This window comes from Sorangium sp. So ce887, from assembly GCF_051521455.1.
GTDB lineage: Bacteria > Myxococcota_A > Polyangia > Polyangiales > Polyangiaceae > Sorangium.
This window is the reverse complement of sequence record NZ_CP150354.1, coordinates 6,542,896-6,555,558: the sequence shown is the minus strand read 5'-3', so window position 1 is coordinate 6,555,558 and position 12,663 is coordinate 6,542,896. Positions and strand designations below refer to the sequence as shown.

At 75.5% G+C, this 12,663-nt stretch carries 7 protein-coding genes; 3 read left to right on the top strand and 4 right to left on the bottom strand.

Annotation, left to right across the window (positions count from 1 at the left end):
* The first annotated feature begins 35 nt into the window (after nt 1–35).
* Nucleotides 36–1,091, top strand: coding sequence for a hypothetical protein (locus WMF36_RS24185; protein WP_437573100.1), 1,056 nt, complete (start codon nt 36–38; stop codon nt 1,089–1,091).
* 18 nt (nt 1,092–1,109) lie between these two features.
* Here the strand turns inward: WMF36_RS24185 and WMF36_RS24180 are convergent, their stop codons facing one another.
* A complete protein-coding gene (locus tag WMF36_RS24180; RefSeq protein ID WP_437573099.1) occupies nt 1,110–1,868 on the bottom strand; it encodes a class I SAM-dependent methyltransferase in 759 nt (252 codons plus the stop codon).
* Between the two features lie 78 nt (nt 1,869–1,946).
* Here WMF36_RS24180 and WMF36_RS24175 point away from each other — a divergent pair, with 78 nt between their 5' ends.
* Nucleotides 1,947–2,444 carry a hypothetical protein gene (locus WMF36_RS24175; RefSeq protein ID WP_437573098.1) on the top strand — a complete coding sequence of 166 codons (498 nt, stop codon included), beginning with the start codon at nt 1,947–1,949 and terminating at the stop codon, nt 2,442–2,444.
* A gap of 19 nt (nt 2,445–2,463) precedes the next feature.
* On the opposite strand, the gene WMF36_RS24170 is transcribed toward WMF36_RS24175, so the two are convergent.
* Together WMF36_RS24170 and WMF36_RS24165 are read right to left on the bottom strand one after the other, a co-directional pair.
* Nucleotides 2,464–7,473 (bottom strand): translocation/assembly module TamB domain-containing protein, encoded by a 5,010-nt coding sequence (locus tag WMF36_RS24170; RefSeq protein ID WP_437573097.1) that lies wholly within the window; start codon nt 7,471–7,473, stop codon nt 2,464–2,466.
* Nucleotides 7,474–7,674: 201 nt separating this feature from the next.
* Nucleotides 7,675–9,381, bottom strand: coding sequence for a protein kinase domain-containing protein (locus tag WMF36_RS24165; RefSeq protein WP_437573096.1), 1,707 nt, complete (start codon nt 9,379–9,381; stop codon nt 7,675–7,677).
* Between the two features lie 297 nt (nt 9,382–9,678).
* On the opposite strand from WMF36_RS24165, the gene WMF36_RS24160 reads away from it, so the two are divergent.
* Nucleotides 9,679–11,229, top strand: coding sequence for a phytoene desaturase family protein (locus WMF36_RS24160; protein WP_437573095.1), 1,551 nt, complete (start codon nt 9,679–9,681; stop codon nt 11,227–11,229).
* Nucleotides 11,230–11,288: 59 nt separating this feature from the next.
* Here the strand turns inward: WMF36_RS24160 and WMF36_RS24155 are convergent, their stop codons facing one another.
* Complete coding sequence (locus WMF36_RS24155) at nt 11,289–12,482, bottom strand: hypothetical protein (RefSeq protein ID WP_437573094.1); 1,194 nt, start codon at nt 12,480–12,482, stop codon at nt 11,289–11,291.
* Nucleotides 12,483–12,663 lie beyond the last annotated feature (181 nt).

Here is a 12,663-nt window from a genome sequence, read left to right as displayed (position 1 = left end):
GCCAAACTCCGCTACATCACGGCGCACCCCTCCGCATGGCTGCGCGAACTCCAGGCGGGAAGTCTCCCGGCGCTCGCTTCCCATCGGTCGGGAGCCGCCGCGCCCTGCTCGCGCCGCGGCGCCTCGTTGCGGCCGCGGCGGGCGCCCTCGCGCTGCTCTTCACGGGCCCGGCGCGGGCCGACGACATGCAGCAGTTCGAGCTCGCCAAGACGCGCTTCGACGCCGGGCACTACGAGGAGGCCGTGAGCCGCTTCGCGACGATGCTCGACCCCGCGAACGCGCCCTGCGAGCGCGGCGCGACCGAGGGGGAGGGCAAGCCGTGCCGGATCGCGGATCCGGTCCTGGTCGAGCGGGCGCGCGGCCTCGCCGTCGCGGCGCTCGTGGCGCTGCGGCGCACGGGCGAGGCGGACGCGTACATCGAGCAGATCCTCCTCGACAACCCGGTGTACTCGCCAAACCCGGCGGTGTTCCAGCCCGAGGTCATCGATCGGTTCACCGCGGTCCGGGCGCGCATCCGGGCGCGGATCGAGGAGATGACGCGGCAGAAGGCCGAGGCGCAGCGCGCGGAGCGGCTGCGGATCGAGCGGGGCCGCGAGGACGAGCGCCGCTGGGTCGCCGAGCTCCGCCGCCTCGCCGGGCGCGAGCGGGTCGTGGAGAGGAACTCCCGATGGACCGCGATGCTGCCCTTCGGGGTGGGGCAGTTCCAGAACGGCGACGAGGGGATCGGCTGGTTCTTCCTGGTCAGCCAGGCCGTCGCCGGCGGGACCTCGATCGTGTCGGCGCTGGCGCTGTCCAGCTACGAGAACGTCGACGTCACGCCGAGGCCCTCGACGCCGGGCAGGCCCGCGCAGAGCGTCGACATCGACGCGCTGAACCGCCGGATCGGCACCGCGGCCGCCGTCAACCGCGTGGCCTTCGGGGCGTTCGCGACGCTCGTCGCGGCCGGGATCGCCCACGCGCAGATCACGTTCGTCCCGGAGAGGGTCTCCTTCCGCACGCGCCGCGTGCCGCCGCCCCCGAGCTTCCGCGCCGCGCCGACGATCTCGGTGCTCCCCGGCGGCCTCTACGCGGGGCTCCTCGGCCGGTTCTGACCGGGGCCGCCGCGCGGCTCACGCCTTCTGCGCGGCGGCGATCCAGAACCCGCCGAGCTGCGCGAGCGGCGTGTCGCACAGCGCCCACTCCGCCCGGTGCAGGAGCCGCCCGAGGCCGGGCACCCGCATCGCGGCCGCGAACGGCGTCACGATGCGCACGCCGCGCGAGGCGACGACGCGCACGCTCTCGGGCATCAGGGCCGCGGCGGCGCGCGGCGCGTCGAAGCGCGTGAAGACGGCGCTCTCCCGGGTCCTGTCGCTGATGGCGCCCGCCGGGCCGAGCTTCTTCACGAGCCCGCGCAGGCTGAGAGGGTTGTAGAACTCGGCGATCACGTGCCCGCCGGGCCGCACCACGCGCGCCATCTCGGACAGCGCGCGGCGCACGTCCTCGACGTGGGCGAGCACCTTGAACGAGCAGGCGACGTCGAAGCTCTCGTCGGCGAACGGCAGGGTGGTCGCGCTCCCCTCGACGACGTCGAGCCCGCGCTCGCGGGCGTGCTCGAGCATGCCGGGCGAGAGGTCGACCCCGCGCGCAGAGCGCGCGAACGCGCCGATCCGCGCGAGCAGGAGCCCGGTGCCGCACCCCACCTCGAGCACGTCGCGGCCCTCGCCGAAGCGCCGCACGAAGTCGACCTCGAGCGCGTCGACGAGGTCGTGGTAGCCCCCGCGATCGCGCCCCCCGCGCCGGGCCTCGTAGCGCGCGGAGAACTCGTCGTAGTACGCCCGCGTCGCGCGCAGGTGCTCGTCGGCCACGGCCTCGTCCGTCTGGGATCGCATGGGCTCGCTATAGTACTCCCCGGCGCGCGCGGCTTGCGCGGCGCCGCGCCGGGGCGCATCTCTCCTGCGAGGTGACCCATGAAGCCCGGCGACCATCCTGACTTCTTCCGGTTCGCGCCGCCCCCAGGGACGTCCCGCGAGAGCTCGATCCGGCTCGATCGCGAGGGCCGCTTCTGGCACGACGGCGCCCGTGTCGACCACCCGGCGCTCGAGCGCGGGCTCAGGTCGTGGATCGCGCGGCACCCGGACGACGGCCGTCCGATCCTCACGAACGGCTACGACTGGTGCTACTTCCAGGCCGACGACGCCCCGCTCTTCGTCGACGCGCTCCGGATCGGCGACGGCGGCGCGGTCACGCTGCTCCTCTTCGACGGCACCGAGGAGCCGCTCGATCCGGCGACGCTCTCCCTCGGCGACGACGGCGTCGTGTACGCGCGCGCCCGCGGCGGCGCGCTCGATGCGCGCTTCTCGCGCCACGCGCAGTCGCAGCTCGCCCCGCTGCTCGTCGAAGCCGAGCCGCCCACGCTCTGCGTCAGCGGGCGCGAGATCCGGCTGCCCGCGCGGGCCGCAAGCTAGCTCCGCCCGCTCGCGCCGCTCAGTACCGGTACTGCCAGAGCAGGTCGAGCATGCCCGAGGTCGTCTGGCGCGCGTCGACGCCCACCGTGCCGCGGAGCGTCCAGTGCTCGTCGAAGCGCCAGTCGACGGTGACCTCGGTCCGCGTGCCGCGCTCGCTCGCCGTCCCCCCGGGGTTCGGCCCGCCCCCGCTCGTCGTGGAGCCCTGCAGCGCGCCTTCCTGGAAGGTGGCCTTCGCCGTCAGGTCGTCGTTCAGCCGGTAGATGAGGCTCGTCCGCAGCGTCCCGTCCGAGGTCGTCCCGAACCGCGTCGACAGCCCGCGCAGCGGCGCGATGCCGCTCAGCAGCGCGTTGAACTGCGCCGCCGCGAGCTCGCCGCCGACCGACGCGACCATGCGGCCCGCGGCCAGCCGCGCGGGCGTCTCGGCGCCCGTCGCCTGCGCGCCCTCGGAGAAATCGGCGCCGAACAGGAGCCGCGCGAGGATGTCCTGCTGCGAGCTCGGCGGGCTCGAGGTGAAGCGCAGCGTCCGCTCGGTGATGGGCCGGAGGTTGCCGTTGAAGGCGACGTGGATGCGCGTGCCGTCCGGGGCGTCCCAGTGCGCCGTGGCGTTCAGGTGCGGGTTCGAGGTCTCCTCCTGGCGCAGGCGCACGCGCCCGCCCTCGATCTCGAACACCTTGCCGTAGATCTCGAGCTCGCCCCGCGCGAGCTCGATGCCGCCCGACACCTCCACGTCCTCGCCGATCACGACCCGCGGCGGCGCGTCCTCGGCGCTCCTCAGCTGCAGCCGGAGCCCGGCGCCGCTGACCGCCGCGTCGCGCACGTCGAACGTCATCGTGTAGCGGAGCGCGTCCGCCGCGCGCTTCTGCTTCTCCGGCCCGAGCGCGTGGGAGACGGAGATGTCGGGGTTGTCGCCGAGCGGCTGCACGTCGCGGCTGCTCGTCGCCGGCAGCGAGAGGCGGAGCCTCGGGACCGTCGCGTAGAGCGCGAGCTCGCCCGGCTTCTTCTCGGCGATGAACGACAGCGTCCCCGAGGCGGTCCCGAGCGGCACCCCCTCGAGCGTGAGCGGGAGCGCCTGGTCGTCGGCGATGGTCAGCGCCCCGGCCCCGTCGCGCAGCGCGAGCCCGTCGAGCCGGAACAGCGCCCAGCCCTGCGCCTGCCCGGTGGTGCCCGCCGCGCGTAAGCCCTCGATCCGGACGACGCCGCTGTCGGCCGTGACGCGGGCGGCCACGTCGCGCAGCTCCTGCCCGAGCTCGGGGATGTGCACGACCCCGTCCCGGACCTCCAGATGGGCGCGGATGCTGCCCCCGTCGGCCCCGGACGCGCCGCCGAGCTCGACGTGCAGGTCGCCGTCCAGGGTGCCGTCGAGCTTGCTCAGCAATCCGCCGACCAGCGGCTGCAGCGCCGCGAGCCGGAAGCGCTCCGCCGAGATGGCGAGGTCGGTGCGCTCGCCGTCGGGGATCGGGAGGAAGCCGTCGCGGAAGCGCACGCTGGCGTAGGCGTTCGCCCGGAGCTTGCCGCCGCGCCGGCCCTCGAGCGCGAGCTCGGTGACGTGGAGGTCACCGCGCCCCGTCCTGCGCCTGGGGTCGATCCGCAGCGAGAGCACGCCGCGCTCGAAGGCGAGATCGCTCCCGATCGTGACGCCCGGCAGCGTGAGGTGCGCCGTGAGCGCAGGCGCGACGTTGAGATCGCGCATCTCGATCTCGCCGCTCAGGTGCCCGCCGATGCCGTTGTCGCCGAGCAGCGGGATCTCGCCGAGCGGGACGTTGCGCAGCGTCGCGCGGAAGCGGCCGGTCCACGCCGGGGGCGGAGGCGCGCCCCTCAGCGCGCGCGCCGAGGCGTCCCCGAGCAGGCGGTCGAGCGGCGCGATCACCTCGGCGCGCACGGTCGCGATCTCGTCCGCGCCGCGCGTGACGTGCGCGTCCAGCGTGGCCTTCTCACTGTCGTACGTGAGCCACGCGTCGAGGTCGGTGGGGAACAGGAGATCCGTCGCGCCCTTCGCGCCCGGTGGCACGTACGTGAAGCCCCACCAGAGGGTGCGCGCCGTCAGGGATGGACGCGCGAGGGTGCCGTTGGCGTAGGCGTCGATCCGCAGCTCGCCGGCGAGCGGCGGGAGCGCGTCGCGCACGAACGAGGGGAGGGTGGTGAGCTCGTCCATCGCGCGCCGCGGCAGCGAGACCTGCGCGGCGATGGGCGAGCGCAGGAGCGACGACCACCGGCCCGCGGGCGGCCCCGCGAGCGCCGCGAGATCGAGCTCGATCGAGCCGGAGGCGTCGGCGAGCAGCCCGCCGTCGTACAGGGTCAGCGCGGCGTCGGCCTTGCCGGTCGTCCCGTCGAGCGAGCCCTTGAGCTGCGCGTCGATGAAGCGCGACTCCCAGGCCGGGCGCTCGGCGCCCAGGCGGTGAGGCCCGGCGAGCGCGAGGCCCTGCGTCCGCACGAGCACGTCGTGCAGCGAGGGGAACGGCTCGCCGGGCGCGCGCGAGACCTGGAAGCGGGTCGTGAGCTTGCCGCGCACCTCGCTCACGATGTGCCCGATCGGCATGAGCTGCGCGAGGCACCCGAGGTCCCAGTCGTCCGCGGCGACCTCGGCCTGCCCGACCAGAGCGGCCCACGTCTCCGCGCGCAGGAGAGGCCCCTTCAGCGTGCCCTCGGCGCCGGACAAGCGCACGCTCGCGAGGGTGCCGGCGCACCGCGGCAGCGCGCCGCCCCACGCGCCGTTCCCCGCCGGTCCTCCGGCCGCCTGCGGCGTCCTCGCGTCGAGGCGCACGAGCCCGTCGGCCTTGAGCTGGTCGCGCTCGAAGGTCGCCGTGAGCTGCGCCGAGACGCCGGACAGGAACGCGACCTCGCCGCCCGTGAGAGCGAGCCGCACGTGGCCCGAGCGCCCGGTCTCGCGGTCGCGGTCGAGCGCGACGTCGACGTTCGCGCGCCCGCGCACGCGGAGCGGGATCCCGAGCATCCGCGCGAGGCGGCCGACGTCGATGTCCTTGCCCTGGAGGCGCCCGGTCACGTCGTCGCCGCGCACCGCGAGCTGACCCTTCAGCGAGCCGAGCTCGGCGGAGGCGAGCTCGATCCCCTCGACGGCGAGCCCGCGGGCCGAGGGGTGGATCGCCGCGATCTTCCCCGCGACCTCGGCGCCGTCGCGCTTCAGCTGGAGCTCGACGTCGCGGAGCGCGCCGGTGGCGGAGCTCAGCCGGGCGGAGGCGTTCAGGGTGTCGTCGCCGTCGGTGACCGTCGCGCGGAGCTTCGGCGCGGCGAGCGGGCCGGAGATCTGCGCCGTGACCTCGTCGAACGTGTGGCCGCCGGCGAGCGCCTCCTGGCCGGAGAGCGAGCCGCTCACCGTGAGCGCGTCGACCGGCCCGGAGACCCGCCCCGCGAAGCGCGCGCTCGCGAGCGCGACGTCCGGACCGATCCGGAGCGCGGCGAACGCGCCCTCGACCCGCGCGTCGAGCGCCCCCTTGCGCAGGCTCCCCTCGACGCGCACGCGGCCGGCGCCGTCGACGGGCCCGGCGAGGCGCGGCGCCGCGGCGATGGCCGGGATGTCGGCCGTCGCCGCGAAGCGGATACCCTGGTCGCCCGGCAGGAGCGAGACGGCGGCGTCGATCGGCGCGCCCGGCTCGTGGAGGTGCGCGCGTACGTGGAGCTCGCCGCGGTCGAGCACGAGGTGGACGTCCGCCGCCGGCACCCGCTCCTCGAGCAGCTCGGTCGGCTCCGTCCGCGCCTCGACGGTGAGCCGGAGCTCGTCGCCGAGCTCGACGCGCACCCGGCCCTCGGCGGTGATCGAGGGCGCCGCCTCCACGGGCGCTGGACCGCTCTCCCGCAGGGACTTCGCCGCTGCGCCTGTCCTGATGGGGGCTGCGACTGTCCTGATGGGGGCCGCGCCTGTCCTGATGGGGGCCGCGCCGCGCTCGCCGCCCGCCGCCGCGGGCGAGAGGTGCACGCCGAAGACCCGCAGATCGATGTCGCGCGCCTGCACATCGGCGTCGAGCCGGACGGGCCCCGTCACGTCGAGCCGCCCCGCGAGGGCGACGCTGCCCCCCGCCGGGCCGGGAGGGTCCGCCGAGAACGAGGCGGCCACGTCGAGCTGGGGGAGATGGCCGTTCAGCGAGACGCGCGCGGCCACCGGCTCGGTGAGGGGGTGATCCGGCAGGAGGCTCCGGAGCTGCTCCGGCGTCGCGCGCGGGATGCTCGCGTGCGCCTCGAGGTGCTCCTCGTCGAGCACGGCCCGGGCGGTGACCTCGACGTCGGCGAGCCGACCGGCGAAGCTGCTCCACATCCGGACCTTCTCGCCGGCGCGGAGGTGGTAGTTCGCCGTGCCCGCGGTCCTGGCGGGCAGGAAGGCGCGATCCACGAGGCCGGTCTGGTCCACGTCGACCGCCACGCCCTCCGGGCCGATGTGCACCGACCCGACGAGCCGGCTGACGTCGGCGTCGAGCGCGCGCGGCGGCGCGAGCTGCCCGTGGATCCACCCGCGCCCGATCTCGATGCGCGAGAGCGCGACGACGACCTCGCGCGGCGGGGCCTCGGGCGCAGGCGACGGCGGGCGGCTCGGCGGCAGCGGCGTGAACGTGTCGCCGAGGGTGACGCCGCCCGCGCCGCTGTCCTGGACCAGCACCTCCATCTGCTCGACCCGGATGTACGGGACCTCGATGCGGAGCGCGCCCGCCCCGAGGAGCGCGCCGCGGAGCATCGAGAGCACGTCGGCGCGCGCCTCGATGCCGCCCGCACGGATCACCTTGTTCCCCCGGGGATCGAGCGCGACCGCGGAGCGGATCCGCACGCCGCTCAGGCTGAGCGCGTCGATCTCGTCGGCGACGATCCGCCCCTGGAAGAGGGAACCGAGCAGCCGGTTCGTGGCGTCCCGGGCGACGCGGCGCGCGGCGGGCGTGTCGAGGTGGAGCGCGACACCGACGGCCGCGGCGCCGGTGAACACCAGAGCCAGCCCGAGCGTCGTCGCCGCGGCGGACGCGGCGCGGCGCATGCGTCCCGGCGCACGCGGCGGCGGGCGCCGCGGCTCTGGTGCGGGGGCGAGCGTCACGGAGGGTAGCTTAGTACGCAAGAGGTGCGGCGACCGCGCTGGCGCGCGACGTGAAACCATGAAACCAGGCGACGGGGGCCTGCTGTGACGCCGGCGCGATCCCCGCCGAGGCGCGTCCGCGCCGGATCCACGGGCTCCGCGGGGACGACGCGGCCTGCTCGTCGCCGGGCGGCGCGTCCGAGGCGCGCCGGCGCCGAGCGCTCAGCCGGCGAGCCGCTCGAGCTCCACGAAGAGCGTGCCGAGCTCCGGCTTCGATCGGAGCGGCGCGCAGAACCGGCTGGCCAGGTGGAGCAGCTCCGCGTCGAGCTGATCGGCCCTGCGCCCCATCTCGGCGATGCGCTCCTGGGACTCCCGGCGCCGCGCCTCGAGCTGCCGATCGAGCTCCTCGAGCCGCTCGCGCAGCTTCTTGATCTGCGCGTCCACCTCGGCCACCTCGTGCTCGCGGGCGATCGCCTCGCTCTCCGCCTCGTAATCCGCCTTCCGCGACGCGTACCAGCCCTCGACGAGCTCGGCCAGCCGGCGGTAGCTGGCGGCGAGCTCGAGGTAGGGCTCGGCGAACCCGCTCCGTCCCTCCCAGCGCACGGCCTCTTTGTGCGCGCTCAGCACCGCCGGAATGAACGCCTGCGTCGCCGCGTTCAGCGGCGCCACCCTGGCGCGGAAGGAGCGGGCCTCGTCGCGCGTGAGCGAGGCGTCGACCGTGAGCGCGTCCATCGCCCGCCCGATCTGCAGCCGGCCGTCGCGCCACTCCTCGGCGACGCCCTCGAGGCGCCGTTGCTCGTCGAGCGCCCTCGAGCGGAGCTCGGCGTGCTCCCGCACGAGGCCGCGCAGCCCCTCGAGCTGCCGCTGGATGTCCGCCGGCGCGGACGCGCCGAACGCGCGGGCCGTCATCTTCTCGAACAGATCGAGCCGGTTGATCCAGGGATCGCGCCCGGTGCCGCGCGACCGCACGGCCGAGTCGCGCGGCATCGCCTCGGGCGGCGGGGGGAGCGCGATCCGGTTCGCCGCCGCGATCTCCTCGAGCTCCGCGAGCACGCGGTACGCGTCGACGGGGCGCTCCGAGGGCGCCTTCGCCATCAGGGCGCTGACCAGCCGGTCGAGCGCGTCGGGCATCTCGGGGGCGAGCTCCTTGAGGGCCGGCGGTTGCTCGTTCATGTGCTTCAGGATCCAGCTCGCCGGATCGGGCGCGTCGAACGGCAGCCGCTGCGTGATCATCTCGAACATGATGACCCCGAGCGAGTAGAGGTCGGCCGGGGGGCCCGCGTCGATCGTCGTGCTGCGCTCGGGCGCCATGTACTGCGGGGTGCCGAAGATCTCGCCGAGGTTCGTGAGCCGCGCGTCCTGCGCGCACCGGGCGATGCCGAAGTCGAGCAGCTTCACCCAGTCGCCTTTCAGCAGGAACACGTTCTCGGGCTTGAGATCGCGGTGCACGACGTCGAAGTCGTGCGCTCGGCCGAGGGCGCGCGCCATCTGCACCCAGATGGGCAGCGCCCGCGCGAGCGGCACCCGGCTGCGCTCCACCACGTCGGCGAGGCTCGTCCCCTGGAGCAGCTCCATCACGAGGAAGGGCAGCCCCTCGTCGGTGTCGCCCTGATCGAAGATCTCGATGATGTTCGGGTGCGCGAGCCGCTGCGCGTGCCGCGCCTCGCGCCGGAAGCGCTCCCGCGTCGTCGTGTCCTGCGCGAACTCGCGGCTCAGGATCTTGATGGCGCAGGGCGTTCCGATGAGCTTGTTGTAGGCCCGGTAGACGGTGGCCATCCCGCCGATCCCGAGCGCCTGCTCGATGACGTACCGGCCCGCGATCGACATCCCGATGCGGGGATCCTTCTCGGAGACGAGCGACGAGCCGTCGATGAAGCAGAAGGCGCTGTCGGCCGGATAACGCTGATGGCACTGCGGGCAGGTCTTCATGGCGGGCACGTCGGCTGCAAGGCTACACTCTACGAGGGGCCACTCTCGAGGGTCAACGCTCGGCGCGCGCCTCGACCCTTTGTCGGCTTGCGCTGCTGCGCGCTACTCGCGGGCGCCGCGCGCCTGGCGCGTCCAGCGTTGCTTACGCTCCGCCGCTCCGCTCGTTGCGCTCCCAGCGTTGTGTGCGCTCCCAGCGCTTCTGGTGCTCCTTGCGCACGTGGCGTGATTCCTGCGACGCCGGAGGGTGCTGCACGACATGCCGCGCACGGGCTCGCCGCGTTATGTTCTCGCGACGTCATGGACGAGGTCCCCTTGCGCGCGGTGGTGATCGGCTCGGGCGTCGGCGGCGCTGCCGCGGCGCTCCTCCTGGCGCACGCCGGCATCCCGACCCTCCTCGCCGAGAAGGAGCGCCGCCTGGGCGGCTCCGCTGCGGCTTACGAGAGGGACAGCTTCCGTGTCGATACAGGCACGCACATGCTCTGCCGCGGCGAGGAGGGCCCCCTCGGCGACGTGCTCCGCCGCGTGGGCCAGGGCGACGCGATCGCCTTCCGGCAGAGCAGCGAGCCCGCCGCGCTCTGCTTCGCGGGCGCCGCGCGCGGGGCTCGCGCCGGGGCGCCGCGCGGCGGCCGCGTTGTCTTGCCGGCGGATCACCGGCGGCTGGCCGCGTCCGCGCTGGATCTCGCGCGCGCCCTCGAGCTCACGCCCCTGGAGGCCGCGCGCGCCGCGCGCCTCCTCGCGCACGCCACGGCGATGCGCGACGTGGACCTGGCCGCGTGCGATGACGTGACGGCCGAGGCGTATGCGGCCCGCTTCCTCCCGCGCGCCGCGGCCGCGGCGCGGCTCGGCGGGCTGCTCGGCCTGCCGCTGCTGCTTCCCGGATCCGAGGCGTCGGCCGGCGAGGCGCTCTTCTCCTTGCGCCGGCTCGCCCGCTCCGGACGGCAGAGCTACCCCGAGGGCGGCGCGGCTCGGGTCCCCGACGTCTTCTGCCGTCTGGCCCGCGAGCACGGCGCCGCCGTGCGGACGGGCACGACCGTGCGCCGCGTGCTGGTGCAGGCTCGGCGCGTGCGCGGCGTGGAGCTCGAGGACGGGACGACGCTGTCTGCGCGCGTCGTGGTGAGCACGGCCGGCCTCCTGCCCACCGTCGCGGGCCTCGTGGGCGAGCCGCACTTCCCGGAGGCGTACGTGGCGCGCGCCCGCGCGCTGACGCCGCAGCCGAGGCAGGCCCAGGTGAAGATCGGGCTGCGCAAGCGGCTCGTCGCGGCGGGCGCGCTCGCCGGCCTCGGCGGCGGCGGCGACGGCGCGCCGGCCTTGCCGTTCTACTGCCTCGCGCCGACGCGCTTCGATCCGTCGCTCGCGCCGCCCGGGCATGAGCTCCTCTGCGCGTGCGCCGTGTCCGGCGCGAGCGGCGGCGCCTCGCCCGGCGCGCCCGCCGCGACGGCCGACGAGCTCCTGCGCGCGCTCGCCGGCGCGGTGCCCGGCCTGCTCTCCGCGGCGCTCTTCGTCGACGGCGTCGACGACTCGCCCGGGAACGGGCGCGGGGAAGCGCGCGTCCCGGGCGGCGAACTCGCCGCGGGGACGGCGCAGACGCCTGGCCAGGTCGGCCGCGCGCGGCCGGCGGTGCACACGCCCGTGCGAGGGCTCTACCTCGCGGGGCGCGCCGCCGGCGGACGCGGCGCGGGCATGGAGCTCGCCGCCTCGAGCGCGATGGAGTGCGTGGACCGCATCCTCGTCGACCTGGGCCGCGATCTCGGCGCGCCCGCGCCTCCTGCGCTGAGCGACATCGCCGGCGATCTGCTCGGGCGCGCTGCGGCCTCCACCGTGTCGTGGATCACGCGTCCCCGCGGATAGCCGCCGCCGTCCGACGAGCTACAGCGTTCGCCGGACAGCGCCGCAGAGGCCCCCGCGCTTCAGCGCGTCGTCGTGCCCCCCCGGTTGCCGAGCGCGAGCGCGTCGAGCGGCAGCTTCTGATCCTCGAACACGGCGTCGAGCTCCTCGCTGCCCCGCTCCCGCACGCCCGAGCGCGGCGACAGCTCGGGGCGGACCGACGACGGCGGGGCCAGGCGCGCCGACAGCGGACCCATCGTCCGGATCGACGGCGGGGGCTCGGTGCCCGGGAGCCGGCCGGGCGGGGTGGAGCGGACCGAGGGCGGCGAGTTCGCGATGCCGCGCATGGACGGCGGGCTCGGCAGGCTCCGCGTGGAGGGAGGCGGCCCCGCCTGCGCGCTCGACGGCGGCATCGGCGTCGGCCGCCGCGTCGCCGGGCCTCCCGGCAGCGCGCGCGACGACGGCGGCGACGCGTTCGGCTGGGCGCGCATCGAAGGAGGCGGGCTCGACCGCAGCTCCGCGCGCACCGAGGCGGCCGCCGCGCGCGTTGACGGGGGCGGGACCGACAGCGGGGCGCTGGCGGCGACCGCCGGATGGGCCGGCGGGAGGCCCGAGAGCGGGCGCGAGGCGGGCGGTGGAACCGAGCGGGGTACGCCCGTCGCGTACGCGCTCGGCTGCGCGGAGCGCATCGAGGGCGGGGAGCGGAACGACGGCGGCGCGCTGGACGGAGGCACCGGGGTGAGCGGGCGGCTCGGCAGCGGCAGCCGGACCGAGGGCGGGGAGCCGGCGCGCGACGACGGCGGCGGCATCGTGCTGTGGCTCGGCGACGACTCGCGGTGACGCTGCGCGAGCCGGGGATCGGCGCTCGCGCCCGGCCTCGGCGCCGCGCGCGGGTCCGCGCCCTTCGCGCCGACAGCCTCGCTGAGTTGCGCGCCGATCAGCGTGTAGCGCCCGCTGCCCTCGTCGCGCCGCCCCGCGTTCATCTCGCGCGTCTCGCGCGTCTCGCGCAGCGCGCCGCTCAGCATCGCCTCCAGCTCTCGCTCGCTGACCTCCTCGTCGAGCCGCAGCAGCGTCGAGCGGACGTCGCGGGCGAGCGCGTCGAACTCGGCCGGCTCCATCGCGTAGACGCTGTTGGACAGGATGATCGCGAGCGGCCGCCGCTCGGCGGCGATCGTCGCGGCGGTGGCCGCGTCGCAGCGGTGCAGGAGCACCCCGCAGCCCGGCGCCACCGTGAGGCACAGGCTGAAGAGCGCCGGCCACGCCGGATCAAGGACCACAAGAATGCTGGGTACATGAAGCGGGGTTGCAGTGATCTGCGCGCGGCGGTCCATAGCAGCCTGAGGATAACTGAAGCTGACGGCTTGATCGTAGTTCTCTTTCACGGAGTCGGTCATTTTTGCTCTGCTTGTGCGTGCTGCGATGTGGCCAAAGGCGTAGATCTCCTACAGCTGATTGCCT

What these genes read in the sequence shown, in the direction of transcription:
- WMF36_RS24175 (WP_437573098.1), top strand. Translation starts at nt 1,947, where the DNA reads ATGAAGCCCGGCGACCATCCTGACTTCTTCCGGTTCGCGCCGCCCCCA.
- WMF36_RS24180 (WP_437573099.1), bottom strand. Translation starts at nt 1,868, where the DNA reads ATGCGATCCCAGACGGACGAGGCCGTGGCCGACGAGCACCTGCGCGCG.
- WMF36_RS24160 (WP_437573095.1), top strand. Translation starts at nt 9,679, where the DNA reads ATGGACGAGGTCCCCTTGCGCGCGGTGGTGATCGGCTCGGGCGTCGGC.
- WMF36_RS24165 (WP_437573096.1), bottom strand. Translation starts at nt 9,381, where the DNA reads ATGAAGACCTGCCCGCAGTGCCATCAGCGTTATCCGGCCGACAGCGCC.
- WMF36_RS24185 (WP_437573100.1), top strand. Translation starts at nt 36, where the DNA reads ATGGCTGCGCGAACTCCAGGCGGGAAGTCTCCCGGCGCTCGCTTCCCA.